22 protein-coding genes are annotated in these 24,355 nt (G+C 72.0%); 4 read left to right on the top strand and 18 right to left on the bottom strand.

The window, feature by feature from the left end; genetic code table 11:
• Positions 1 to 109: 109 nt before the first annotated feature.
• The 10 genes from VGK78_RS11725 to VGK78_RS11770 form a co-directional block, all read right to left on the bottom strand.
• Positions 110 to 1,132: a Gfo/Idh/MocA family protein gene (locus VGK78_RS11725; RefSeq protein WP_331527814.1), complete on the bottom strand. Its 1,023-nt coding sequence runs from the start codon at positions 1,130 to 1,132 to the stop codon at positions 110 to 112.
• On the bottom strand, positions 1,129 to 2,319 hold the full coding sequence (locus VGK78_RS11730) for a Gfo/Idh/MocA family protein (RefSeq protein WP_331527815.1): 1,191 nt from the start codon (positions 2,317 to 2,319) through the stop codon (positions 1,129 to 1,131). The genes VGK78_RS11725 and VGK78_RS11730 overlap by 4 nt, the downstream gene beginning before the upstream one ends.
• A complete protein-coding gene (locus tag VGK78_RS11735; protein WP_331527816.1) occupies positions 2,316 to 3,302 on the bottom strand; it encodes an ATP-binding cassette domain-containing protein in 987 nt (328 codons plus the stop codon). Before VGK78_RS11735 ends, VGK78_RS11730 begins: the two co-directional genes overlap by 4 nt.
• On the bottom strand, positions 3,299 to 4,402 hold the full coding sequence (locus tag VGK78_RS11740) for an ABC transporter permease (RefSeq protein ID WP_331527817.1): 1,104 nt from the start codon (positions 4,400 to 4,402) through the stop codon (positions 3,299 to 3,301). Before VGK78_RS11740 ends, VGK78_RS11735 begins: the two co-directional genes overlap by 4 nt.
• 84 nt (positions 4,403 to 4,486) lie before the next feature.
• Complete coding sequence (locus tag VGK78_RS11745) at positions 4,487 to 5,482, bottom strand: substrate-binding domain-containing protein (RefSeq protein ID WP_331527818.1); 996 nt, start codon at positions 5,480 to 5,482, stop codon at positions 4,487 to 4,489.
• A gap of 36 nt (positions 5,483 to 5,518) precedes the next feature.
• Positions 5,519 to 7,465, bottom strand: coding sequence for a 3D-(3,5/4)-trihydroxycyclohexane-1,2-dione acylhydrolase (decyclizing) (gene iolD / locus VGK78_RS11750; RefSeq protein WP_331527819.1), 1,947 nt, complete (start codon positions 7,463 to 7,465; stop codon positions 5,519 to 5,521).
• A complete protein-coding gene (gene iolB, locus VGK78_RS11755; protein ID WP_331527820.1) occupies positions 7,462 to 8,364 on the bottom strand; it encodes a 5-deoxy-glucuronate isomerase in 903 nt (300 codons plus the stop codon). The genes iolD and iolB overlap by 4 nt, the downstream gene beginning before the upstream one ends.
• The gene (locus VGK78_RS11760) at positions 8,364 to 9,236 is read right to left on the bottom strand and encodes a Cgl0159 family (beta/alpha)8-fold protein (RefSeq protein ID WP_331527821.1); all 873 of its coding nucleotides are present in this window, start codon (positions 9,234 to 9,236) and stop codon (positions 8,364 to 8,366) included. Before VGK78_RS11760 ends, iolB begins: the two co-directional genes overlap by 1 nt.
• The gene (gene iolC / locus VGK78_RS11765; protein WP_331527822.1) at positions 9,233 to 10,183 is read right to left on the bottom strand and encodes a 5-dehydro-2-deoxygluconokinase; all 951 of its coding nucleotides are present in this window, start codon (positions 10,181 to 10,183) and stop codon (positions 9,233 to 9,235) included. Before iolC ends, VGK78_RS11760 begins: the two co-directional genes overlap by 4 nt.
• Complete coding sequence (locus VGK78_RS11770; protein ID WP_331527823.1) at positions 10,180 to 11,097, bottom strand: TIM barrel protein; 918 nt, start codon at positions 11,095 to 11,097, stop codon at positions 10,180 to 10,182. The genes iolC and VGK78_RS11770 overlap by 4 nt, the downstream gene beginning before the upstream one ends.
• 121 nt (positions 11,098 to 11,218) lie before the next feature.
• Between VGK78_RS11770 and VGK78_RS11775 the strand changes: the two genes are divergently transcribed.
• Positions 11,219 to 11,956, top strand: coding sequence for a GntR family transcriptional regulator (locus tag VGK78_RS11775; RefSeq protein ID WP_331527824.1), 738 nt, complete (start codon positions 11,219 to 11,221; stop codon positions 11,954 to 11,956).
• 17 nt (positions 11,957 to 11,973) lie between these two features.
• On the opposite strand, the gene VGK78_RS11780 is transcribed toward VGK78_RS11775, so the two are convergent.
• Genes VGK78_RS11780 through VGK78_RS11795 form a run of 4 tightly spaced genes read right to left on the bottom strand, consistent with a single transcriptional unit; the run spans position 11,974 to position 16,096 of the window.
• Positions 11,974 to 12,774 (bottom strand): SDR family oxidoreductase, encoded by an 801-nt coding sequence (locus tag VGK78_RS11780; protein ID WP_331527825.1) that lies wholly within the window; start codon positions 12,772 to 12,774, stop codon positions 11,974 to 11,976.
• Complete coding sequence (gene iolG, locus VGK78_RS11785) at positions 12,771 to 13,781, bottom strand: inositol 2-dehydrogenase (RefSeq protein ID WP_331527826.1); 1,011 nt, start codon at positions 13,779 to 13,781, stop codon at positions 12,771 to 12,773. Before iolG ends, VGK78_RS11780 begins: the two co-directional genes overlap by 4 nt.
• Positions 13,781 to 15,001 carry a phytanoyl-CoA dioxygenase family protein gene (locus tag VGK78_RS11790; protein WP_331527827.1) on the bottom strand — a complete coding sequence of 407 codons (1,221 nt, stop codon included), beginning with the start codon at positions 14,999 to 15,001 and terminating at the stop codon, positions 13,781 to 13,783. Before VGK78_RS11790 ends, iolG begins: the two co-directional genes overlap by 1 nt.
• Positions 15,002 to 15,016: 15 nt before the next feature.
• Positions 15,017 to 16,096, bottom strand: coding sequence for an ROK family glucokinase (locus VGK78_RS11795; protein WP_331527828.1), 1,080 nt, complete (start codon positions 16,094 to 16,096; stop codon positions 15,017 to 15,019).
• Between the two features lie 95 nt (positions 16,097 to 16,191).
• On the opposite strand from VGK78_RS11795, the gene VGK78_RS11800 reads away from it, so the two are divergent.
• Complete coding sequence (locus VGK78_RS11800; RefSeq protein ID WP_331527829.1) at positions 16,192 to 17,193, top strand: ATP-binding cassette domain-containing protein; 1,002 nt, start codon at positions 16,192 to 16,194, stop codon at positions 17,191 to 17,193.
• Positions 17,190 to 18,008 (top strand): ABC transporter permease, encoded by an 819-nt coding sequence (locus tag VGK78_RS11805; protein ID WP_331527830.1) that lies wholly within the window; start codon positions 17,190 to 17,192, stop codon positions 18,006 to 18,008. The genes VGK78_RS11800 and VGK78_RS11805 overlap by 4 nt, the downstream gene beginning before the upstream one ends.
• Here the strand turns inward: VGK78_RS11805 and VGK78_RS11810 are convergent.
• Positions 17,992 to 21,180, bottom strand: coding sequence for an AfsR/SARP family transcriptional regulator (locus tag VGK78_RS11810; protein WP_331527831.1), 3,189 nt, complete (start codon positions 21,178 to 21,180; stop codon positions 17,992 to 17,994). The genes VGK78_RS11805 and VGK78_RS11810 overlap by 17 nt on opposite strands.
• Before the next feature lie 63 nt (positions 21,181 to 21,243).
• Between VGK78_RS11810 and VGK78_RS11815 the strand changes: the two genes are divergently transcribed.
• Positions 21,244 to 22,905: a long-chain fatty acid--CoA ligase gene (locus VGK78_RS11815; RefSeq protein WP_331527832.1), complete on the top strand. Its 1,662-nt coding sequence runs from the start codon at positions 21,244 to 21,246 to the stop codon at positions 22,903 to 22,905.
• Between the two features lie 70 nt (positions 22,906 to 22,975).
• Here the strand turns inward: VGK78_RS11815 and VGK78_RS11820 are convergent, their stop codons facing one another.
• The 3 genes from VGK78_RS11820 to VGK78_RS11830 are packed head-to-tail and all read right to left on the bottom strand — an operon-like array spanning position 22,976 to position 24,355.
• On the bottom strand, positions 22,976 to 23,518 hold the full coding sequence (locus VGK78_RS11820; protein ID WP_414690676.1) for a GTP-binding protein: 543 nt from the start codon (positions 23,516 to 23,518) through the stop codon (positions 22,976 to 22,978).
• A gap of 40 nt (positions 23,519 to 23,558) precedes the next feature.
• On the bottom strand, positions 23,559 to 23,939 hold the full coding sequence (locus tag VGK78_RS11825) for a DUF742 domain-containing protein (protein WP_331527834.1): 381 nt from the start codon (positions 23,937 to 23,939) through the stop codon (positions 23,559 to 23,561).
• An 8-nt stretch (positions 23,940 to 23,947) separates the two neighbouring features.
• On the bottom strand, positions 23,948 to 24,355 hold the full coding sequence (locus VGK78_RS11830; protein ID WP_331527854.1) for a roadblock/LC7 domain-containing protein: 408 nt from the start codon (positions 24,353 to 24,355) through the stop codon (positions 23,948 to 23,950).

The raw sequence follows: 24,355 nt of genomic DNA on the forward strand, positions 1-24,355 counted from the left end.
GGGGACTGCACAGCGGCACCCCCTCCTGTGCACAAGCCTGTGCACATCCGGTCTGGACCGGCACCCGGCCGATGTGGGTGTCGGGGCGGGAGATGTCCCACCTCGGCGATCAGGCGTAGAGCTCGGGACATTCCTCCTGCGGGATCGTGACCCGGCCGCCGCCCTGGCGCGACGCGACCGCCGCGAACGCGGCGAGGTCCGCGAGATGGCCGTCCCAGGCCGACGGGCCGACGGGCCGGCCGGAGCGGATGCCGTCGATCCAGGCGCCGAGCTCGATCCGGTAGGCGTCGAGGAAGCGGGAGGTCCAGCCACCGTCGACGACGCGTCCGTCGACGCCGGCCGTGTCGGACAGGCCGCGCCTCACCGAGACGCCGTACGGCGGGGTCAGCGAGACGGTTCCGGCCGTGCCCACGATCTCGGTGTGGATGTCGTAGCCGTAGCGCGCGTTCACGTACACCTCGACCGTCACCACGACCCCTCCGCGCGTCTCGAGCACCGCGACCTGGAGGTCCTCCAGCGCGCCGGCACCGACGCGCGAGGCGAACACCGTGACGGAGGTCAGCGGGTCGTCGAGCAACCACGGCACGCAGTCGAGCTCGTGGATCATGGAGTTCACGAGGACGCTGTCGGAGGTGTGGCTGGGATGCGCCTGCGCGTTGCGATGGACGCAGTGCACTGCCCGCACGGTTCCGACGGCGCCGCCGGCCACGGCCTCGCGCAGATCGACGTACGCCGGGTCGAAACGCCGCATGAACCCGAGCTGGATCAACCGCCGGCCGCCGGCGACCTCGGCCTCCACGACCCGCCGCGCGCCCTCGGGCGTGGTGGCGATCGGCTTCTCCAGGAGGGTCGGCTTGTCGGCGGCCAGGCAGGTCAGGGCGAGACTCTCGTGCAGCGGGTCGGGTGCGGCGACCAGGACCGCGTCGACGCCGGCCGAGGCGATCAGTTCCTCGGCCGAGGCTGCCACCGCGGCCCCACAGCGTTCGCCGATCGCCCGCGCGCGCCCGACGTCCACGTCGAAGACCTGCGCGACACTCGCCCCGGGCACCCACCGCTCCAGGGTTTCCACGTGGGCCGCGCCCATCGCGCCGAGGCCGATCACCCCGACGCGCACCGCCTCGGGGCTGCTCACACCGCCACCCATCGCCTCTCCGTGTGGGACGTCACCATCGCGTCCACCAGCTCCGCGGCCACCAGGGCGTCGTCGATCGTCGCGCCCTGGGGGTGGCCGCTGTGGATGCTCTCCGCGAGCGCCCGGCACTCCACGACCTTGAGGTCGTCGTAGCTCATCGCGATCCCCGACCCCGGCTGGAACGCCGCGAGGTCACCGTCCCCGGGTCGGACCAGGCGGGTCTCCCAGTCGGCGTCCTGGTAGTCCCGCCCGATGCACAGCCGCAGCTCGCCCATCCGCCGGAAGTCCCACGCGATCGCGCCCGTTGTGCCGCGCAGCTCGAATCCGTAGGTGCACTGCTCCCCCACCGCCACCCGCGACGAGGTCAGGGTGCCGCGCGCCCCCGAGGCGAACCTCAGCAGCGCCGACGCGGCGTCCTCGTTGCCGACGGCGCCTCGCGGACCGTCACCGCCGCGCGCGAAGTGCGACATCGTGCCCTCTCCGGGCAGCGGGCGCTCGGAGATGTACGTCGCCTGGTCGGCCACCAGCTCCACGACCGGGCCCAGAGCCGCACCGCCGACGTGCAGCGCGAGATCGAAGCCGTGGCTCGCCAGGTCACCCAGCACCCCCGTGCCGGCGTACGCCGGGTCGAACCGCCAGGACAGGGCCTGGTCGGGATGTGCCGAGTAGTCGGCGAGCATCCGGACGTCGATGGACTCGACGGTGCCGACCGCGCCCTCGGTCACCAGCCGACGGGCGACCTGCACGGCCGGGGCGTTGCGGTAGTTGAACCCGACCGCCGACATCACACCCGCCTCGTGCACGGCCGCGGCGATGGCCCGGGTGTCGTCGACGCTGCGGCCGGCGGGCTTCTCGACCCAGAGGTGCCGCCCCGACCGGGCGACCGCCTCACCGATCTCGCGGTGCACGAAGTTCGGGCCGCAGACGCTGACCACGTCGACGTCGCCGCGCTCCAGGACCTCCTGCCAGGACCCGGTCGTGACCTCGAACCCGAAGACCTCCTCCGCCACCTCGCGCCGCGCCGCCTCCGTGTCCGCGGCCGCCACGAGGCGGGGACGCACCGGAAGGTGCGGGTAGTGCTGCGCGAGACGGGTCCAGGCGCGACTGTGCACCTGCCCCATCCATCCGAAACCCACGACGGCCACGCCCAGCGGCCGCGGCTGCCGGGCGGTCGTCCCCAGGGTCACGGGCGGGAGCCCTCCGAGACCTCGTCCACGTCGTCCACGTCGTCCACGTCGCCGACGCTCCCCAAGGTCTCGGCCACGTCGGACTCCAGCTCGCGGGCGACCTTCGAGTCGGGCAGCTGCCGTGCCAGCTCGTGACTGAGCTGCTCGAGCTCGACACCACCGGCCATCATCCGGACCAGCTCCTCGAGGGTCATCTCCGCCTTCGGGAAGTTGCCCATGCTGCGGCCGCGCCGCAGCAGCATGAACCGGTCGCCCACCGGGTAGGCATGGTGCGGGTTGTGGCTGATGAAGACGACACCGAGCCCGCGGTCGCGCGCCTTCGCGACGTACTGGAGGACCACGCCCGACTGACGTACGCCGAGCGCCGCGGTCGGCTCGTCGAGGATCAGCACCCGGGCGCCGAAGTAGACGGCCCGGGCGATCGCCACGCACTGCCGCTCGCCGCCCGACAGGGTGCCGATCGGCTGCTCGACGTCGCGCAGGTCGATGCCCATCGCCGCGAGCTCGCTCTTGGTGATCTGCTTCATCCGCTGGTGGTCGAGCCGCCGGATCGGGCCCTTGCCCCTGGTGATCTCGGAGCCGAGGAAGAAGTTCCGCCACACCGGCATCAACGGCACGACGGCCAGGTCCTGGTAGACCGTCGCGATGCCGAGCGCGAGGGCCTCGCGGGGCGAGGAGAACCGCCGCTTCTCGCCGTCCACCATGAACTCGCCGTCGGTGTGCGCATGGGCACCGGCCAGGATCTTGATGAACGTCGACTTCCCGGCGCCGTTGTCGCCGAGCACGCAGGTGACCTCGCCGGCGTTCACCGTGGAGGTCACGTCGCGGAGCGCGATCACGGACCCGTAGCTCTTGCCGATGTCGTTGACCTCGATGATCGGCGTGCCCGGCGCCGGCAGTGGCGGCCCGGACTGCAGGGCCCGGGCCTCGTCTTCCGGGCTCACCTGCTCCGGCTCCCGTGCCAGCTGCTCGGACTCGCTCATCGGACTCTCTCCGCTCGCGCCTTGATCCAGTTGTTGACCATCACCGCGGCGAGCAGCATCACCCCGAGGAACGCGTACTGCCAGTCGCTGTCCCAGTTGTGGTAGACGATCCCCTGGTAGACCATGCCGTAGATCAGTGCGCCGAGGAACGCCCCGACGGCCGACCCGTATCCGCCCGTCAGCAGGCACCCGCCGACCACCGCGCAGATGATGTAGATGAACTCCTCGCCGACCCCGGTCGTCGACTGCGCGGTCGTGGTCTTGAACAGCTTCAGCATGCCCACCATCCAGCCCGCGAACGCCGTGGTCATGAACAGCCCGACCTTGGTCCGGAAGACGGGTACGCCGACCTGCCGGGCGCTCTGCTGGGCACCGCCGACCGCGAAGATCCAATTACCGGGACGGGTGCGCTGGAGCACCCACGTGGCGACCACGATGACGCCGATCGCCCACCACGTCGCCGAGTAGATGGTCAGGATGCCGGTGTTCGGGATCTTCACCCACGGCAGGAAGCCGAGGTCGATCTGCATCTTCGACCCGAACAGCTGGGCACCGGCGTTGTAGCCGGGGGCGGACTGGAAGTCGACGACCGAGACCTGGTGGATGATCTGCTTGACCACCGCCAGGTTGACGCCGCGCAGGACGAAGAACGTCCCGAGCGTGACGATGAAGCTCGGGAGCCCCGTCTTCATCACCAGCAGGCCGTTCAGGAACCCGATCGCGAGCGCCGCCACCAGCGAGACCACGATCGAGACCCACACGTTCACGTGGTAGTGGCTCATCATGATGCCGGTGATGAGGCCGGTGGTCCCGGTCATCGCGCCGGCCGAGAGGTCGAACTCGCCGCCGATCATCAGCAGGGCGACCGCCACCGACATGATCGCGAACGAGGACGAGAAGAAGATCCACGTGCTGGCACCGGCGGGCAGCGCGAAGGCCTTCGTGGTGAACGAGAAGTAGAGGAAGATCACCACCGCCGCGACCAAGGCCCCCACCTCGGGCCGGCGCAGGACGGAGGCGAGCCGCGCGTGCCGTCCCACGCGCTCGTCCTGCTGGGGTGCCTGGTCGACCACCGGCGGTGGCGCTGCGGTTGTGCTCATCGATGCCCTCCTTCGAGGCGCCGGTCGATCCTGTGGGCGTGGGACCCGGGCCTGGTCACCGCCGGCCCGGGCCCCACGCTCAACTCAGCGGGTGCCGTTCTTGGCGAACTTCAGCACCGCCTCCGCGTTGTCCTTGGTGATGATGGCAGGACCGGAGTACACCGGCTGCCCACCGCCGATGTCGTTGCCGTTCAGCACCTTCAGGTAGACGCCCGTGACACCGAGGTAGCCCTGGACGTAAGGCTGCTGGTCGATGGCGAACGCGAGCTTGCCGTCGATGACGTTCTGCACGACGTCGGCGTTCACGTCGAAGGTGCCGACCTTGATGCTGGCGCCGGTGTTGTCCACCGCCTTGACGGCCTGGCCTGACATGTCACCACCGAGGGTGAGGATGCCGTCGATGCTCGGGTCGGCCTGGATCTTCGACTCGATGGTCGCCTCCGAACCGGCCAGGTCGGTGTTGTCGACCTGCAGGTTCGTCAGGGTGCCCGAGAACGTCGACTTGGCACCGGCGCAGCGCTGCTCCAGACCGATGTTGCCTGCCTCCTGGATGACGCACAGCGCGTTCTTCACGCCGAGCGAGTTCAGCTGGTCGCCGGCGGCCTTGCCCGCGAGCGTCTCGCTCTGACCGACGTGGGTGATCGCCCCGAACTGCTTCCACTGGTCGATCCCGGAGTTGATCGTCACGACCGGGACACCCGCCCGGACCGCCGCCTTGATGCTGTTCTCCAGCCCGTCCGGGTTGGCCATCGAGACCACGAGTCCGTCGGTGCCGGCGGCGACGGCGTTGTCGATCAGCGTGGCCTGCTTCCCGACGTCCGGGTCGGACTGGTAGTGCAGGTCGATGTGCTCGTCCTTGCCGGCCTGGACTGCGCCGGCCTTGACGACGTCCCAGAACGAGTCGCCGGGCGCGCCGTGGGTGATGACGTCGATGCGGATGTCGCCGCCCGACGAACCGGTGTCCGAGCTGCCGGTGGTGCTGCTGTCGGCGCTCGGACTGCTGCTGTTGCTGGTGCTGCAGCCCGTGAGGGCCAGGGCACCGACCGCGATCCCCGCGGTGAGCAACCGTCGGATCTTCATGGTGTTCTCCTTCTCAACCGCATGTCGCGGACTTTCCTACTGGTGACCCGTGGGGTCGGTCGACCCCTCGGGACGTGTGGGGTCGGATGGGCTCAGATACCCGCGCTGACGCGCCTTGTTCTTCTCGTACGCCGTGCGTGCGGCACGGGTGGACTCCAGCGACGAGACCTCGGCCACCGGCACGTCCCACCACGCGGGGCTGTCCGGGGCCGGGACCAGCGGGTCGGTCTCGATGTGGATGACGGTGGTCGTGTCCGCCGCCTGCGCCTCGAACAGCGCCTTCTCGAGACCGGCCAGATCGGTCACGGACGCCACCCGGACGCCCAGGCTCGCGGCGTTCGCGGCCAGGTCGACGGGGAGGGTCTCCCCGTCCAGCCCGGTCTCGGTGCGGTACCGGTACCGGGTGCCGAACCGTTGCGAGCCCAGCGACTCAGACAGCGCTCCGATCGAGGCGAAGCCGTGGTTCTGCACGAGCACCACGATCAGCTTGACGCCCTCCTGGACGGCGGTGACCAGCTCCGAGGCCATCATCAGGTAGGACCCGTCGCCGACCAGGACCACGACGTCGCGGTCCTCGCCGGCGTCCAGCGTCGCGAGCTTCACCCCGAGGCCCCCGGCGATCTCGTAGCCCATGCACGAGTAGCCGTACTCCACGTGGTAGCCCTTGCGGTCGCGGGTGCGCCACAGCTTGTGCAGGTCACCGGGCATCGAGCCGGCCGCGCAGACCACGACGTCCTGAGGCCGGGTCACCCGGTTGACCACGCCGAGCACCTCCGCCTGCGCCGGGACGGGTCCGTGGCCGCCGTCGTAGGCACGCTGCACGACGTCGTCCCACTCCCGCGCCAGCGCGGTGGCCCGGGTCGTGTGGCCCTCCGGTGCGCGCCAGCCGGCGAGCGCCTCGGTGAGCTGGTGGAGCCCGACCCGGGCGTCGCCCACGAGGGAAGCCGCCGCGAGCTTGTGGGCGTCGAACGACGCGACATTGAGGTTCACGAACCGGACGTCCGGGTGCGCGAAGACCGTCCTGGAGGCGGTGGTGAAGTCGCTGTAGCGCGTGCCGACCCCGATCACGACGTCGGCGTCGGCGGCCAGCGCGTCAGCCGCGCTGGTGCCGGTCGCCCCGATCGCACCAACGGACTGCGGGTGGTCGTACGGGAGGCTGCCCTTGCCGGCCTGCGTCTCCGCCACCGGTACGCCGGTCGCCTCGGCGAAGGCGCGCAGGGCCTCGCTCGCGTCGGCGTAGAGGACGCCGCCTCCGGCCACGACCAGCGGGCGCTCGGCGTCCCGGACCAGGGCGGTGGCGCGGGCCAGCGCGTCCTCGGCGACCGGCTGCCGGACGACGTGCCAGACCCGGCGCACGAAGAGGTCGTCGTCCCAGTCCCCCGCCTCGGCCTGCACGTCCTGCGGCAGGGCGAGAGTCACCGCACCCGTCTCGGCCGGGTCCGTCAGCACCCGCATCGCCGACATCAGCGACTGCGGCAGCTGCTCGGGCCGGATGATCCGGTCCCAGAAGCGTGAGACCGGCCGGAGGCAGTCGTTGACGCTCACGTCCAGCGAGCGCGGGTCCTCGAGCTCCTGGAGCACGGGGTTGGCGACCCGGGTGGCGAACACGTCACCCGGCAGCAGCAGCACCGGGATGCGGTTGATCGTGGCCAGCGCGGCACCGGTGACCATGTTGGTCGAGCCCGGCCCGACCGAGGCCGTGCAGGCGTACGCCGCCAGCCGGTCGCGGTGCCGGGCGTATCCGACGGCGGCGTGCACCATCGCCTGCTCGTTGCGCGCCTGGCGGTAGCGCAGGACCCGCTCACCTGTCTCATCGGCCGCGCGCTCGCCCTCCAGCAGCGCCTCACCGATCCCGGCCACGTTGCCGTGCCCGAAGATGCCCCAGCAGCCGGCGAAGAACGGGGTCACGACGCCGTCGCGCTCGACGTACTGCTGCTCGAGGAAGCGCACGATCGCCTGCGCCACGGTCAGCCGGGTCGTCATCCGCCCACTCCCGCGCCGTCGCCACCGCCGAAGGGCAGCCGGGGGTCGACCTGCTGGTCGGGCCAGGTCTCGCGCACCCACCCGTGGGCGGGGTCGTCGCAGATCCGCCAGGCGCGCTCCTCCCCCGGGCCGGCCATCACGTTCAGGTAGTAGAGGTCGTAGCCCGGCACCGCCATCGACGGACCGTGCCAGCCGTACGGGATCAGCACGACGTCGCCGGTGCGCACCTCGGCGAGCACGTCGATCTCGCGGTCGTCGTGGCCGTAGACCCGCTGGTAGGCAATTCCGGGGCCGGCCGGCCCGTCGGCGACCTCGAAGTAGTAGATCTCCTCCAGGACGCTCTCGGTGGCACTGGCCTCGTCGTGCTTGTGCGGCGGGTACGACGACCAGTTGCCGCCCGGGGTGAGCACCTCGCAGGCGATCAGCGCGTCGGCCTCGAAGGCCTCGGGCGTGCAGAAGTTGTTGACCTGCCGGCTGGCGGCGCCGGCGCCGCGCATCTCGACCGGAACGGCGTCCGCCGGCTGGTGGCGGACCGGAAGGCGCCGCTCGCACACCGCCGACGGCAGCGCGAAGCGACCGCCGGCGTCGCTGGTCACGGTCAGCTCCGCGTCGCGCGGCAGGTACACGAAGTCGCTGGGGCCACTGAAGACGTCGGCCCGCCCCTGGACGTCGTACGTCGTGCCGTCACAGGTCACCCGGCACGAGCCGGCCAGCGACATCACCAGCGTCTCGGCCGGTCCGGTCGACCAGGTGGCCGACTCTCCCGGCCCGAGATCGAGCACGGCGAGCCCGCTGTAGCTCCAGCCGGCCGACTGCGGGGTGACCAGCAGGGTGCAGCCGGGAGCGGCTGCCGAGCCCGCGGGCAGGTGGAGGGAGACAGTCGCGGCAGGAGGGGTCATCACATCATCCCCACCAGGGTGTCGACTGCGCCGGCCACGTCACCGTCGGGAGGGTAGAGCAGCGACCGGCCGACGACCATGCCCCGCACCTGCGGATGGCCGAGGACCTTGGCCCACGTGGCGAACTGCGCCTCCTGGTCGGCGGCCACCTCCCCTCCGAGGAGCAGCACCGGGAGCGTGGTGGCTGCGATCACCGGCTCCATGTCCTCGATCACCGGCAGCTTGAGCCAGGTGTGGGCGCTGGTCCAGCCGAGCCCGGCCGCCACGGTGGCGGACCGGACGACAGCCTCGGTCGACAGGTCGTTGCGCACCCGGCCGTCGACGCGGTGGGCGATGAACGGCTCGACCATGGCCATCAGACCGCGCTCGGCGAGGGCCCCGACCGCCCGGCCGCACGCCTCGAGCGTCGGCGCGGTGGCCGGGTCGTCGGGATCGATGCGCAGCAGCATCTTGCCGCCCTGCCAGCCCATCCGCTCGACCGCCGCCGGGTCGTACGCCGTGAACCGGTCGTCGATCTCGAACGCCGTGCCGACCAAGCCGCCGCGGTTCATCGAGCCGACCACGACCTTGTCCTCGAGGACCCCCATCAGCAGCAGGTCCTCCAGCACGTCCGGGGTCCCCAGGACGCCGTCCACCCCCGGGCGGGACAGGGCGATCTCGAGTCGCTCGAGGAGCCGCCTCCGGTCGGCGATCGCCATCGGGTCCTCGCCGGCACGCAGGGCACCCCGGGCGGAGTGGTCGGCCGCCACCAGCATCAGCCGGCCGGTGACCCCCGTCAGTCCCACCGGCCGGCGACGAGCCGCGGCGGCCTCGGCCACCTGCCCGGGCTGCTCCACGCGCGTCCTCACCAGGGCGGCGATGTCGACGCTCATCCCGCCACGCCCTGCATCAGCTCCTCGAGCTCGTCGGTCGTCGGCATCGCGTCCGCGCACGCGAAGCGCCCGGCGACGTACGCCCCTGCCGCGTTGGCGAAACGCAGGATCCGCTCCAGGTCCCAGCCGGCGAGCAGGCCGTGGCACATCGCTCCCCCGAAGGCGTCGCCGGCGCCCAAGCCGTTGACGACGTCGACCGGCACCGGCGGCACCACGGCCGACTCGGTGCCCCGCACCCCGAGCACGCCCCGCGGCCCCTGCTTCACCACGGCCAGGTCGACGCCGAGCTCCCGCAGGGCCGCGGCCGCGCGGTCCGGGTCGCGCTCACCGACCGCGACCTCGCACTCCTCGCGGTTGCCGACGGCGACGTCCGCGTGGGCCAGCGCCGCCCGGACGTGGGGCGTCGCATCGGCGGCGGAGTCCCAGAACATCGGGCGGTAGTCCAGGTCCACCACCGTCAGGCCGTGCCCGCCCCGTGCGTCGAGCGCCGCCAGCGTGGCCTGCCGCGAGGGCTCCTGGCAGAGCCCGGTCACGGTGACCCAGAAGATGTCGGCGCCGGCGATCGCGTCGAGGTCGAGCTCCTCGGGGTGGATCTGCAGATCGGGCGCGGTCGGGAAGCGGTAGAAGTACAGGGGGAACTCGTCCGGCGGGAAGATCTCGCAGAACGTCACGGGTGTGCAGAGACCCGGCACCGAGGAGACGAACCGGTCGTCCACCCCGAACCCGCGCAGGGCTCGATGGATGTAGGTGCCGAACGGATCTTCGCCGGTGCGCGAGATCACGGCCGTACGCCGGCCGTGCCGGGCCGCGGCCACCGCGACGTTCGTGGGGCTGCCCCCGAGAGTCCGGCTGAACGACTCGACGTCCTCGAGGTGGGTGTCGACCTGCGTGGGATACAGATCGACTCCGATCCGGCCCATGGTCAGCACCTCGAGGCGGTCGGTCACGACACGACCCGGGCCAGGAAGTCGAGACTGGCCCGCACGTCGGCGTTCGGCGCCTCGGTGTCGCCGGGTCCGTCGAGCACCACGTCCTGCTCGAGCACGTACCAGCCGTCGTACCCGGCGTCCTCGAGGGTGCGGACCATCGTCTCGATGTCCACGTCGCCTTGTCCGAGCGGCCGGAACATGCCGTCGCGCACGGCCGTCCCGAACGTCGTCTCTCCCGCCCGTACCCGCGCCGCCCGGCTCGCGTCGACGTCCTTGAGGTGCACGTGGACGACGCGATCGGGATGGGCGGCGCTCAGGGCGACCGGGTCGGCGCCGCCGACGAGCAGGTGCCCGGTGTCGACGCAGAGCCCGATCCGTGAGCCCGCGAGGACCCGCTCGGTCTCGTCGCCGGTCTCGACCATCGTCCCGACGTGGGGATGCAGCGCCGCGACGACGTCGCGCGAGGAGGCGCGGTCCGCGATCCGGTCGAGGTTCCCCAGCAGGGCCGCCCAGCCCTCCTCGCCGAGGCGCGGGCGCCCGTCGTACCCGTCGCCGCCCGTGTACGCCGCGATCACGACCACACCGGCTCCCGTGGCCGGACACGCGTCGAGAAACCGGTCCACCTCGGGCAGGGGGTCGTGCCCGGCATCGTGCAGCAGCACGGGCAGGAAACCGCCCACGGCGCGCAGCCCGAACGACGCCAGCTGGGCGGCCCGGACCCTCGGATCGGTCGCCAGGAATCCGTCGGGACCGAACTCCGTCGCGGCCAACCCGAGCGCGCGCATCTGGGCGAGCACGGTGTCCGCGTCGAGCTGGTAGCCCCAGCCGGGGACCTCGCAGACCCCCCACGAGATCGGCGCCCCGGCCAGCCGCTCGCGCACCGGGCGACGGGTCGAGCCGTCGGGGGGCGCGCTGGCGGTCTCCTGCGTCACGGGTGCGATTGTCGTCACAGGCCCGAGGGGGTGTCAACGGAATGTCCTGACATATTGACGTACTGACGTGCTGGCTCCATGCTGCTGACCAGACGCTCCCCGCCACGACAGGAGTCCGGCCGTGCCGCTGCCCGAGGTGGTGGTCAACCGCTCGAGCCCGATCCCCCTCTACTTCCAGGTGGCCGAGCAGATCGAGGGAGCGATCCAGAACGGCGCCCTCGCCCCCGGCGACCGGATCGCCAACGAGGTGGCCCTCGCCGACCAGCTGGGGCTCTCCCGGCCCACCGTGCGCCAGGCGATCCAGACCCTGGTGGACAAGGGGCTGCTGGTCCGCAAGCGCGGCGTCGGCACACAGGTCGTGAACGCGCCGATCCGGCGTACGGTCGAGCTCACCAGCCTCTACGACGACCTGAGCCGCAGTGGCCTGGCTCCCACCACGAGCGTCCTCCGCCTGGAGCTGTCGGATCCGGACGAGGTGTCGCGGCAGCGCCTCAACGTCGGCGCCGGCGAGCGGGTGTGGCGCGTCGACCGGCTCCGCTCCGCCAAGGGCGAGCCGCTGGCCCTGATGTCCAACGTGGTGCCCGCGTCCGTGACCGACCTCTCCCTGGCCGACCTCGAGACGACCGGCCTCTACGAGCACTTCCGCACCCAGGCGATCCACCTGCGGGTGGCGCACCAGGTGATCTGCGCGCGCACCGTCGACAGCCGCGAGGCGAAGCTCCTCGGGGGACGCAAGGGCGACCCGGTGCTGACCATGGAGCGCACGTCGTACGACGACCAGGGACGCGCGGTGGAGTACGGCGTGCACCTGTACCGGCCCGACCGGTACGCCTACGAGACCACCCTCGTCGACCGCTGACCCGCCGTGGAGCCCTTTCAGTCGTAGGCACCCGGGACGGCCTGGTCCCAGTCGATGACCGAGCCGGTCACGACGCCGCTGCGGTCCGACAGCAGGAACACGACCAGGTTGGCGATCTCGTCGGGAGCTCCGAGCCGGCCCATCGGCAGGCCGGCACCCGCCCGCTCCTGCCACCCGTCCTCGGCGCCGTGGAACCGGCGCTGGGTCTCGTCCTCGCCCTCGGTGTCGGTCCACCCGATGTTGACGCCGTTGATCCGGATCCGGTCGAAGCGATGCGCGTGGGCGGCGTTCCTGGTCAGCCCGATCAAGGCCGCCTTGGCGGTGACGTACGGCGCGAGGTACGGCTGCCCGCCGTGCGCCGACATCGAGATCACGTTGACGATCGACCCACCGGCCCCCCTGCGGAGCATGTCACGGACCACCGCCTGCATCAGGAAGAACGGGCCCTTGGCGTTGACCGCGAGGTGCTGGTCGAGCAGCTCCGGCGTGGTGTCGAGGAGGGTGCCGCGCGTGGTCAGGCCGGCGCAGGAGGCGAGCCCGTCGACCCGGCCGCAGAGCTCGACGGTGCGGTCCACCGCCGCCCGCACCTGGTCGACGTCCCCGACGTCGCAGCGGACGAAGTACGCCGTGTCACCGGTCTCCCGCAGGCGGGCCGCGGCAGCCTCGCCCACATCTGTCCGGCGGCCGGTGACGACCACCGTCGCGCCGTTGCGGACCGCCGCCTCGGCGACGGCGGCGCCGAGGCCGCCGGTGCCGCCGCTGACGAGCACGACGCGGTCCTGAAGGAGGTCGTCGGAGAGCCCTCGAGGCCCGGTCATCGGGCGAGGTCCACGTCGACGCGACGGCCCTCCCGGGCCGAGAGCAGCGCGGCATCCGCGAGGACCAGGGCGGCGCGACCGTCCTCGAAGCCCGGGACGACCACGTCCGCGCCGCGCACCGCGGAGACGAAGGCTGCGAGCTCGCGCTCGTACGCCGCGGCGTACCGCTCGAGGAAGAAGTTCTGGAACGGCTCGCCCACCTCCGACGCGGTCGCTCCGGAGAAACGGACGACGGTGTCGGTGACGTTGCCGACCGAGAGCAGCCCGTCGGACCCGAACGCCTCGAGCCGCTGGTCGTAGCCGTAGGCGCTGTGGCGGGAGTTCGTGATCACCACGGACTCACCGCCGGCCCCGACCAGCGTCAGCACCGCGGCGTCGTAGTCACCGGTCCCGGCGATCTCGTCGTCGAACTGGCGGAGCCCGGTCGCCGTCACCGAGACGATGTCCGGCACGAACCACCGGGCCATGTCGAGGTCGTGGATGGTCATGTCGCGGAAGATGCCGCCCGAGACCGCGACGTACGCGACGGGCGGTGGCGCCGGGTCGCGGCTCGTGACGGCCAGGTGCTCGAGGTGGCCGATCTCGCCGGCCGCGACCCGGGCCCGGAGAGCGGCGAAGTGCGGGTCGAACCGGCGGTTGAAGCCGACCATCACCGGTGCCGTCGCCGCGGCCGCCCGCTCGCGGAGCGCGTCCACGCGCGCGATGTCGAGGTCGATCGGCTTCTCGCACAGCGCCGGGACGCCCGCCTCGACGGCCTGGCCGAGCAGGTCGACGTGCGTGGCGGTCGGCGAGGCGATCACCACCGCGTCGACGTCTGCGGACCCGATCACGAGCCCCGGGTCGGTCGCCACCGCCCCGCCGTACGCCGCGGCGACGGCCTCCGCCCTCGCGGTGTCGACGTCGCAGACGACGGCGAGCTCGACGCCGTCGGTGCGGGCCAGGGTCGCGGCATGGACGCGACCGATCCGGCCGGTCCCGATCAGGGCGACCCTGAGCGCGTCGGCCATCAGTGCCCCACCTGCGACCGTCGCCGGGCCTGCTGCGTCTCGAGCTCGTCGACGAGCCGGGCGGTGTCCCAGTCCTCGGCGAGCGCCCGCAGGAGGAGCTCGGCCTCGGTCTGCGGCACCAGCGACCCGACCGGCTGGTCGAGGTCGAGGTTGGTCGGGAACGGGTAACCCTCGGCGGCGGACGCCACCACGTTGCCGATGGCGCGGTCCCCTACCCCCTCGGCGCGCCAGCGGCGGAGCACGGGGTGGACGGCGCGGCAGATGGCCGTGGTGTCGACGGTCTCCATCGCCCGGCCGAAGGGCGACGAGACCTGGAGCAGGTTGGCCATCCGGCGCACGTCCGTCGTGCGGTTGGTGCCGGCTCCGTGGAAAACGGCGGGGTTGAAGAACACCGCGTCGCCTCTGGTGAGCGGCAGCTGGACGTGGTGCTCCGCGACGTACGCCGAGAAGGCCGGGTCGTGGTAGGCGAGATATCCCACGCCGTACTTCTGGGAGTGCGGGACGTACAGGGTCGGCCCGGTCTCGACCGGCATGTCGACGTGGGCGACCGCGCCCTGGAGCGTGAGCGCCGGGGACAGTGCGTGCACCTGGGCCGGGAAGGACGCCGCGCGGTCGAGATCCATGAAGCCGAGGTGGTAGTCGCGGTGGGCGACCTGGGCCTCGCCACCGGGGTTGACGACGTTGACCTGGGAGGTGACCTGGTAGCCGGGGCCGAGCCAGGCCTCGCTGACCAGCGCCAGCACGTCGCAGGCGTAGTACGCCGCGAACGTCTCCGGGTCGGCGACGGCGAGCTTGTCGAGCGCGCCCCAGACCCGGTCGTTGGCACCCGGCGTGGCGAAGTGGTCGCCGGCCGCGGCCCCCGAACGCCTCTGCTCCTCGATCAGCCGGGTGAAGGCCGCGGTGGCCCGATCGACCACCGGCCCCTCGATCGCCGAGCGGAAGACGACGATGCCGGGGCCGCTCTGGAGGGCTCGACCGAGCTCGGCCTGGACTTCGCGCCGTGTGGACCGCTCGCGGACCCGGTCGCTGAGTGCTGCGCCGTACACGACGACGTTCTGGACCACCTCGTCGGCGTGCGGATAGTCGGCGAGATCGGTCTGCTGCTCGACGACCGCGCGGAAGTCGTCCAGGTCGCAGTCCGCCGGGGAGTACCACCCGGTGGGCACAGTGGGCAGCGTGGGCACCGGAGGCCCGGCCGGTCGGTTCGTGGTCGTGCTCATCGCGTCTCCTCGGTGTCAGTCGGTGCCGGTGAGCCCGGGCCGCTCGAAGAGGCGACGACGAGGCTTGCCGGTGCGGGAGCGCCGCAGCCGGCCGCGGCGCGAGCGGCGGGCCGCCGAGCGGGCCATGTCGGCGGCGCCGATGAACCCGGCGTTCGGCCCGAGCTCCGCCTGCACGATCACCGGCTCATCGCGGTGGCCGCGGCCCGTCAGGGTGCGGTGGAACGCCTGGCGGGTGGGCTCGATCAGGAAGTCACCCGACTCGGACAGCCCGCCGCCGATGATGATGCACCCCGGGTCGAACGCCGCGGCCATGCCGGCCAGACCGACTCCGAGCCACCGGCCGACGTCGGCGAGCAGCTCGATCGACAACGGGTCGCCGTCCCGAGCGGCCTGGGTGATCTGCGGACCGTCGAGGGCGTCAGCGTCGCCGTCCACCAGCGTGCGGAGCTGGTGGGCCATCGGCGACGTGGACCGTACGAGCTCGCGGGCGTCGCGGACCAGGGCGTTGCCGGAGGCGTACTGCTCCCAGCAGCCGCGGTTGCCGCACTCGCACCAGTGGCCCTCCGGGACGACCTGCATGTGGCCGAACTCCCCCGCCATCCCGTTGGCGCCCCGGTAGACCCGGTTGTCGAGCACGAGCGCCCCGCCGATGCCGGTGCCGAGGGTCACGCAGAGCACGAACCGGTGTCCGCGCCCGGCGCCGAACCGGCACTCGGCCAGGGCCATCGCGTTGGCGTCGTTGTCGACGACGACGGGCAGCCGTATCCGCTCCGCGACGCGAGCCCGCAACGGCTCGCGGCGCCAGTCGAGGTGGGGCGAGAACATCACGACGGTCCGGGTGACGTCGACGAAGCCCGCCGCGCCGATGCCCACCGCCGCCACGTCGTACCGCCTCGCGAACTCCGAGACGATGTCGACGATCGTGTCCTCGACCTTGCGCACGTCGTGGCCCTCCGTGGGCCGGCGGTCGAGCGCCACCACCGTGCCGGTCGAGTCCACCACGGCGCCGAGCACCTTGGTGCCGCCGATGTCGATGCCCACCGTGAGCGGCTCCCAGCGCGTGGCACGGGCGCGGCGTGGGCGGGCCTCCGACATGCGCTCAGGCTAGCGACGAAGCGGCCGGGCGCCGTGAAGGCCGCTGGTAGGAGCGGTGAAACCGCCGTGTAACCACCCCCGCGGATGCTGGTTCCATGAACGAGACCACACCCGCAGTCCGGGCCGAGGGCCTGGTCAAGAGCTTCGGTGAGCTGTGCGCCGTGGACCACGTCGACCTCGAGGTACGCCGCGGCCAGGTCTTCGGCGTCCTCGGCCCCAACGGCGCCGGCAAGACGACGATGCTCAAGATGCTCGCCACCCTGCTGCCGATCGACGGCGGGCACGCCGAGGTGTTCGGCCACGACGTACGCCGTGAGCCCCACGTGGTGCGTCAGCTGCTCGGCGTGACCGGCCAGTACGCGTCGGTCGACGAGAACCTGACCGCCACGGAGAACCTGTTGCTCTTCGCCCGGCTCCAGGGCGTCCCCAAGCCGATCGCCCGCACCACGGCCGCCTCCTTGCTCGAGCAGTTCGACCTGGCCGAGGCCGCCGGCAAGCCGATCTCGGCGTTCTCCGGTGGCATGCGACGGCGGCTCGACCTGGCCGCCAGCCTGATCACCCGGCCGCCGCTGATCTTCCTCGACGAGCCGACCACCGGCCTCGACCCGCGCACCCGCGGCCAGATGTGGGAGACCATCCGCGATCTCGTCGCGAACGGGTGCACGGTGCTGCTGACCACCCAGTACCTCGACGAGGCAGACCAGCTCGCCGACCGCATCGCCGTGATCGACCGGGGCGTGAAGGTTGCCGAGGGCACCTCCGACGAGCTCAAGTCGTCGGTCGGCCGCTCGACCCTCACCCTGGACCTCGCCGACCCGGACCAGAACGGCGCTGCGGCCGAGCTGGTCGCGCGGATCGTGGGCGAGAAGCCGGCACTCTCACCGGAGGCCCGGCGGCTCTCAGTCCCGTTGCAGCGCAGCGACCAGGCCGTCGACGTACTGGTGACCCTGCGCGAGCGGGGCATCCACATCGACTCCGTCACCGTCCAGAAGCCGTCGCTCGACGAGGTGTTCATGGCCCTCACCGGCCACCACGCCGTCAGCGACGACGGCACCGACCCCGAGAACTCCTCGTCCGATCTGGAGACCGTCCGATGACCGCACTCACCACCGCACTGCGCGACCCCGCCGAGGGTCTGTCCGCCCACGTGGGCCTGCGCCAGACCGTCGCGCAGACGATGACCCTGGCCTGGCGCGCCACCATGAAGATGCGCCGGAACTTCGAGCAGATGTTCGACGTGACGATCCAGCCGCTGTTGTTCACCGCGATGTTCGCCGGCATCTTCGGCGGCGCCATCTCGGGCAGCGTCGGTGACTACCTCCCGGTGATCATCCCCGGCCTGGTCGGACAGACGGTGATGACCGCCTGCGTGGCGACCGGCGTCCAGCTCCGCGAGGACATGGACAAGGGCGTCTTCGACCGGTTCAAGGTCCTCCCGATCGCGCGGATCGCGCCGCTCGCCGGCCCGATGGTCGCCGACACGCTCCGCTACGCCATCGCCGGGACCCTGACCTTCGTGACCGGCATCGCCATGGGCTACCGGCCCGGGGGCGGGGTGCTCGGCGTCCTCGGGGCGATCCTCCTCGGCATCGTCGCCGGTTGGTCGCTGGCCTGGATCTTCACCTGGTTCGGCACGGTCGGCCGCAGCGCCCAGGGCGTGCAGGGCATCTCCTTGATGGTGATGTTCCCCCTCACCTTCCTGTCCAACGCCTTCGTGCCGACCAGCACCATGCCGGGATGGCTGCGCGCCTTCGCCGACGTGAACCCCGTCTCGCACGTGATCTCGGCGATGCGCGGCCTGGCCAACGACGGAACGATCACCGCCGACCTCGGGTGGGCGCTGCTCGGCTTCGCCGTGATCATCGCGGTCTTCGCCCCGCTGTCGGTGCGCAGGTTCAGCCGGAAGATGTGAGATCCGGCGTGGGTCTCCCGTCCAGGAGCCGGGCCAGCACACGCTCGGCCTCCGGACGCAGCTGCCGGCCGTGGCGGTCGTCGTATTCCTCGAGGACGGCGGCCAGCCGGCCGGGAGCCGCCGCGTCCGCGAGAGCGACCAGCGGCTCCCATGCCATCACCGGGAACCAGCGGTTGTAGCCGAACCCGTGGGCCAGCGCCACCAGCCTGATCGCGGAGTCGATGTGGTCGATGTGGTCGGTGTGGTCGGTGGACTGCGCAGTCTCGTCGCGGGTCAGCAGCCACACGCCGTACGCCGCCAGCGCCATGCCCGCGATCGGGAAGTCGACCGCCGGGTCGGAGACGGTCGGGAACCTCCTCAGCAGGTCGCCGGCCTGGGCGGCGAGGTCGTCGGCGCGAGCCCGCTGCCCAGGGGTTTGCGCGAACCGTGCGTGGGCCGCCAGGTCGGTCGCCAGCGCGATCAGGGTCCACGGCTCGAGGCCGTTGGTGGAGAGCTCGCCGAAGCCCCATCCGCGCACGCCGGCCAGCGAGAGGTCGAACGCCGCGAGGCCACCCGCGACGTCACCGCGGACGAGTGCCAGCTCGGCCCGCACCTGAGCGGTGATCAGGCTGGCGGTCACGTCGGTCGTGGCCACCTCGCCGATCTCCTCGAGCATCCGCTCCGCCTCCTCGAGCCGCCCTCGACGCATCGCGGAGAGGGCAAGGCTGGCCCGCATGCTGAACGCGTCCTCCATCGAGTGGAGCCGGTGGAGCAGCGGGATCGCGGTCCGTGCGTGGACGTCGGCACGGTCGTGGTCGCCGGCGTGGAGCGCCTGCATCGCGGCCTGGGTGTTGAGGGTGGCGATCTCCCAGGTGGAGGTGTCCTCGTCGACCAGGGCGAGGGCACGCTCGAGGTACTCGCCCGCCTGCTCGATGGATCCCTCGTTCTCCGCGAGGATCGCCGCCCACTGCCAGGCCATGGCCCGGGCACGCCGATCCGGGTCCTGCGTCATCGTCAGTACCGCGGTACGCCGGTCGGCCGGGCCGTCCGCCTCGAGGAACATCGCGCGCGCCACGCGGCTCCACGGCTGGGACGGCTCGGGAAGTCCGCGCAGGACCGCGATGAGGTCGTCCACGCCGTCCGGCCGGAGGAACCCGAGATGCGCCAGCAGCAGGGTCAGTGCCTCCACGGTCACCTCGGTCAGCTCCGGCGGCGGCTGCCAGGCCACGAGCACCCGCTCCGCCAGATCCGCCATCGCCAGGAAGCGTGGGAAGTTGCCGGTCACCGACCACAGTGCACCGAGCGAGGCGAGCAGCGGCACCGCGTTCGGCGCATCGCCGGCGAGCACCAGTCGACGGAGCACGTCGGCGAGGTTGGTCTCCTCGGTGTCGAGCAGATCGATCGCGTCGACCTGGTGCGCTCCGAAGAGGTCGGGACGCAGGCGCGTCGCCAGCCGCACCGCCCACGCGGTGAGAGCGTCGTGCGCGGCCGCGATCTCGCCGGCGTCGGCCAGCCTGAGGGCCCCGAACTCCCGGACGGTCTCGAGCATCCTGTAGCGCACCGTCCCGGCGTGATCCGCGACGGTGAGGAGCGACTGGTCGACCAATGCCTCGACCAGGTCGGGACCGTCCCGTCCGAGGAGATCGTGGGCACCGTCCAGGGAGAAGCCGTCCTGGAAGACAGAGAGCCAGGCCAGGGCGCGCTGCTCCTCGGGGTTCAGCAGGTCCCAGGACCAGGAGATGACCGCGGTCAGGGTCTGGTGACGGGCCGGAGCCGAGCGGTCGCGGCTCCGGAGCAGCCCGAAGCGGTCGTCGAGGGCACGGCGTACGTCGTCAACGGACATCGTGCGCACCCGGGCCGCGGCGAGCTCGACGGCCAGCGGCAGCCCGTCGAGCCGCTCCACGATCTCGGCGACCACGTCGCCCGGGAGCTCTGCGTCCGGCCGTACGGCTCGTGCCCGGCGCCGGAACAGCTCGGCCCCGTCTGCGGCGGCGAGCTGGCTGAGCGGGAACACCCGCTCGGCCGCGATCGTGAGGGGCGCCCGACTGGTGGTCACGACGCGCAGGTCGCGGGTGGTGACGAGGAGGAAGGCGACCAGGGACGCCGCGGCGTCAAGCACGTGCTCGCAGTTGTCGAGGACCAGCAGGGTCGGCACGGAATCCAGCTCCTGCGCGATGCGGGAGCGGACGTCGGCCCGCTGCGCGGGCGTGAGGGTACGTCGCCCGGTCACCGAGTTGCGGACCCCCAGCGCCGACCCGACCTCGGACACGACGTCGTCGGGCGAGGAGATCCCGACCAGCTCCACGAAGTGCACCCGCGGCTGAGTCGCCTCGCGGGCGAGCACGTGGGCGATCCGGGTCTTGCCGAGCCCGCCGGGCCCGAGGATCGTCGTCAGCCGGCCGGTGCGCACGAGCATGCGCAGCCCGGCCAGGTCATGGGCCCGGCCGAGCAGCTCGTCGGCGTCGAACCGCACCCCGCTGCGCACCGGCTCGTCGGAGGCGAGCAGCTCGCGGTGCACCCGCTGGAGCGCCGGGTCGGGGTCGAGCCCGAGGCGGTCGGCGAGGTCGCGGCGATAGGCGTCGTAGCGGGCCAGCGCCACCGGGGCCCCCACACTGGCCGCTTCGCTCCGCAGCAGCCACTGCAGCACCTCCACGTCGTCGGGATCCGCGGCATGCGCGCGCTGCAGCCCGCCGACCGCCTCCGCATCATGCCCGCATCGGGCCAGCGCGAGGGCGTGGGTGCGGACGAGACCCGGTCCCAGCGCCAGCACCCGGCGGCGTACCTCGGCCAAGGGGTCGTCGCCGTCGTCCGCGCACGTGCCGCAGAGCAGGTCGTCGGCTGCCGCCGCGTGCGCGCGGGCTTGCTGGGGGTCGTCGAGGAGCGCTTTCCGGGCCGACTCCACGAGGGTCTCCACGAGCCAGACGTCGACGGCGTCCTCGGCCAGGCCGAGCCGGTACCCGCCGTCGTACCGCTCGATCACCACGGGGCCGCACTGCGCCCGGACACGGGACACCAGCACCTGCAGAGCCTTGGGGCTCGGGGCGAGGTCTCCCCACACCGCCTCGAGCAGGCGCGCGTCCGAGAGTCCCGACCGGTGCTGCACCAGCGCCGCCAGCAGCTCCGCCGACCGCCCGCCGACGACGGGCTCACCGTCGAAGGAGGTCTCGCCGAGGAGGCGCAGGGCGATCGTCACGCCGCCAGCATAGGAAGGTGCAAGATGTGACCGTCACGTCCGCCGATCGCGAGGAGGACCTCGATGAAGAGCACGATGCAGGACGCCCAGCTCACGATCGGCTCGGTGCTGAGGCACGGCACGACCGTCCAGGGCGACTCCGAGGTCGTCACCGCGACCGGCGACGGCACGCGGAGTCGCACGTACGCCGAAGTGGGCCGCCGAGCGGCTCAGCTCGCGCACGGCCTGCGCGAGCTGGGAATCGACGGCGACCAGCGGGTCGCGACGTTCATGTGGAACAACGCCGAGCACCTCGAGGCCTACCTCGCCGTCCCGTCGATGGGCGCGGTCCTGCACACCCTCAACATCCGGCTGTTCCCCGAGCAGCTGGTCTACATCGCCAACCACGCCGAGGACCGGGTGGTGGTCGTCGACGACACCCTGGTCCCGCTGTTCGCCAAGGAGCTGCCGCAGCTGCGGACGGTCAGCCACGTGCTGGTCTCCGGCCCCGACGCGGCCGGCGCCGACCTCGACGCACTCCGGGCCGGCGGCAAGAAGGTGCTCCTCTACGAGGACCTGCTCGCCGGCCGGGAGGACACCTTCGACTGGCCCGAGATCGACGAGCGCGACGCCGCGGCGATGTGCTACACCAGCGGCACCACCGGCAACCCGAAGGGCGTGGTCTACAGCCACCGGTCCGCCTGGCTGCACTCGCTGGCGGTGAGCACCGGGAACGCCGCCGGGCTCGACTTCCGCGATCGGGTGCTCCCGATCGTGCCGATGTTCCACGCGAACGCCTGGGGGCTGGCGTACGCCGCGATCATGACCGGTGCCTCTTTGTGCATGCCCGACCGCTGGCTCCAGGCCGAGCCGCTGGTCCGGTTCATCCAGGCCAGCCGGCCGACGGTGTCGGGTGCCGTCCCGACCGTGTGGAACGACGTGCTGTCCTACCTCGATGGGCACGACGGCGTACGACTGGACTCGCTGCGCCTCATCCTCTGCGGTGGCTCCGCCGTCCCGGTCTCGCTGCAGCAGGGTCTCGAGGAACGGCACGGTCTCCACATCCGGCAGGCGTGGGGCATGACCGAGACCTCACCGGTCGCCTCGGCGGGTCTGGTGCCGGCCGGGATCGAGGGCGATGCGCAGTGGCCCTACCGGGCCAGCCAAGGCCGCCTGCTGTGCGGCGTCGAGGGGCGGATCGTGGGCGACGACGGCGGGACCCTTCCCTGGGACGGCACCTCCGTCGGCGAGCTCGAGGTCCGCGGACCCTGGGTCACCGGCAGCTACTACAACCCCGACGACTCGGAGGGTGAGGGTTCCGGCCAGAAGTTCCATGACGGCTGGCTCCGCACCGGCGACGTGGGGCACCTCGACGCGCTCGGCTACATCTCGCTCAGCGACCGGGCCAAGGACGTGATCAAGTCCGGTGGGGAGTGGATCTCCTCGGTCGATCTCGAGAACGCCCTGATGGGTCACCCGGACGTTCTCGAAGCCGCGGTCGTCGGCATTCCGGACGAGAAGTGGCAGGAGCGTCCGCTGGCCACGGTGGTGCTCCGCGAGGGTGCGAGCGTCACGCCGGAGCAGCTGCGGGACCATCTCGCGCGGTCGTTCGCGAAGTGGCAGCTGCCCGACGCCTGGGCCTTCGTCGACGAGGTGCCGCGCACGTCGGTCGGCAAGTTCGACAAGAAGGTGGTCCGGCAGGGCTTCGCCGAGGGCCGCTACGACGTACGCCGGGTCACCGGCTGACGCCGGCCCATCCCTCACACCGTGTCTCGCCCACCGCTCGCCCGCCGACCCGGGGCCTCGGGGCGAGATCTCAGGCGGTGCGCTGCTGGGCGGCGAGCCGGGTGAGGGCGAACTCCGTGATCCGGATCAGCGCCCGCTTGGCGGAGTCGCGGTCGCGCGCGTCGAGGGTGATCAGCGGGACGTCGTCCGGCAGCGCGAGCGCCTCGGCCACCTCGTGGAGCGGGTACGTCGGGCCGCCCTCGAAGGCGTTGACGGCGACGATGAACGGGACGTCCTTCGACTCGAAGTAGTCCAGCGGCGCGAACGCCGCGTCCAGCCGGGCCGTGTCGACCAGCACGATGGCGCCGATCGCGCCGCGCACCAGGTCGTCCCACATGAACCAGAACCGCTTCTGGCCAGGCGTGCCGAACAGGTAGAGGACGAGATCCTCGGCCAGCGTGATGCGGCCGAAGTCCATCGCCACGGTCGTGGTCGACTTGGCGGGAGTCTGGGCGAGGTCGTCGACGCCGACCGACTCGTTGGTGACCAGTGCCTCGGTGCGGAGCGGCACGATCTCCGAGACCGACCCGACGAGGGTGGTCTTGCCCACGCCGAACCCGCCGGCGATGACGATCTTCGTCGATGCGGCAGTGCGGCTGACGCTGGGGGAAGCGTTAGAGAGCACGGAGTCCACGGAGGGTCCTTTCGAGGAGGTCGTAGCGTTCGTCGTCGGTGGAGTTCTCGGTCAGGGTGGCCTGGACGTGGACGTAGCCCTGCTGGACGAGGTCTCCGAGCAGCACGCGGACGACGCCGATGGGGCGTTGCACCAGGGCCGAGACCTCGGCGACCGAGCGGGAGTCGAGGACCCCGATGATCTTGCCCTGGACGTCCTCGCCCCACGCGCGACGCGTGGCGCTGGTGTCGAGCCGCAGGGTCGCCTCCAGCGGGAGGTCGACCGAGGCGCGGGTGCGCCCCGCGGTCAGTGCGTACGGTCGGACGATGCGCGCAGCCGGCGGGCTGGCGTGCATCTCCTCGACCTCGGGCTCGTCTGCCATCTCAACCCCTAAACGCCATGCACCCGAGCCTGGGCCTGCACCATCTGACCGACCCGCTCGACGAGGAGGGCCATCTCGTAGCCCACCTGGCCGATGTCCGCGGTGGCCTGGGTCAGCACCGCCAGGTGCGACCCGTCGCCCACGCTCATCAGGAGCATGAAGCCGTTCTCCATCTCGACGATGGTCTGCATCACGGCGCCACCCTCGAAGAGGCGTGCCGCCCCGGTGGCCAGGCTGGCCAGGCCGGACGACACCGCGGCCACCTGCTCGGCGCGCTCCGCGGGGAGCCGCCCACTGCAGGCCATCAGCAGGCCGTCAGCGGACACCAGCACCGCGTGCGCCGCACCGGGAACGCTGTCGACGAATCGGTTCACGACCCAGTCGAGCTCCCGGGTCTCGGTCTCGACGGCAGTCAT

The organism is Nocardioides sp. (genome assembly GCF_036503465.1).
In the GTDB taxonomy this organism is placed as follows: Bacteria; Actinomycetota; Actinomycetes; order Propionibacteriales; family Nocardioidaceae; genus Nocardioides.

Excerpts from the sequence above, each read along its gene's own strand:
- VGK78_RS11735 (WP_331527816.1), bottom strand. The coding sequence starts at position 3,302 with ATGAGCGAGTCCGAGCAGCTGGCACGGGAGCCGGAGCAGGTGAGCCCG.
- VGK78_RS11740 (WP_331527817.1), bottom strand. The coding sequence starts at position 4,402 with ATGAGCACAACCGCAGCGCCACCGCCGGTGGTCGACCAGGCACCCCAG.
- VGK78_RS11745 (WP_331527818.1), bottom strand. The coding sequence starts at position 5,482 with ATGAAGATCCGACGGTTGCTCACCGCGGGGATCGCGGTCGGTGCCCTG.
- iolD (WP_331527819.1), bottom strand. The coding sequence starts at position 7,465 with ATGACGACCCGGCTGACCGTGGCGCAGGCGATCGTGCGCTTCCTCGAG.
- iolB (WP_331527820.1), bottom strand. The coding sequence starts at position 8,364 with ATGACCCCTCCTGCCGCGACTGTCTCCCTCCACCTGCCCGCGGGCTCG.
- VGK78_RS11760 (WP_331527821.1), bottom strand. The coding sequence starts at position 9,236 with ATGAGCGTCGACATCGCCGCCCTGGTGAGGACGCGCGTGGAGCAGCCC.
- VGK78_RS11780 (WP_331527825.1), bottom strand. The coding sequence starts at position 12,774 with ATGACCGGGCCTCGAGGGCTCTCCGACGACCTCCTTCAGGACCGCGTC.
- iolG (WP_331527826.1), bottom strand. The coding sequence starts at position 13,781 with ATGGCCGACGCGCTCAGGGTCGCCCTGATCGGGACCGGCCGGATCGGT.
- VGK78_RS11790 (WP_331527827.1), bottom strand. The coding sequence starts at position 15,001 with ATGAGCACGACCACGAACCGACCGGCCGGGCCTCCGGTGCCCACGCTG.
- VGK78_RS11795 (WP_331527828.1), bottom strand. The coding sequence starts at position 16,096 with ATGTCGGAGGCCCGCCCACGCCGCGCCCGTGCCACGCGCTGGGAGCCG.
- VGK78_RS11800 (WP_331527829.1), top strand. The coding sequence starts at position 16,192 with ATGAACGAGACCACACCCGCAGTCCGGGCCGAGGGCCTGGTCAAGAGC.
- VGK78_RS11805 (WP_331527830.1), top strand. The coding sequence starts at position 17,190 with ATGACCGCACTCACCACCGCACTGCGCGACCCCGCCGAGGGTCTGTCC.
- VGK78_RS11815 (WP_331527832.1), top strand. The coding sequence starts at position 21,244 with ATGAAGAGCACGATGCAGGACGCCCAGCTCACGATCGGCTCGGTGCTG.
- VGK78_RS11825 (WP_331527834.1), bottom strand. The coding sequence starts at position 23,939 with ATGGCAGACGAGCCCGAGGTCGAGGAGATGCACGCCAGCCCGCCGGCT.
- VGK78_RS11830 (WP_331527854.1), bottom strand. The coding sequence starts at position 24,355 with ATGACTGCCGTCGAGACCGAGACCCGGGAGCTCGACTGGGTCGTGAAC.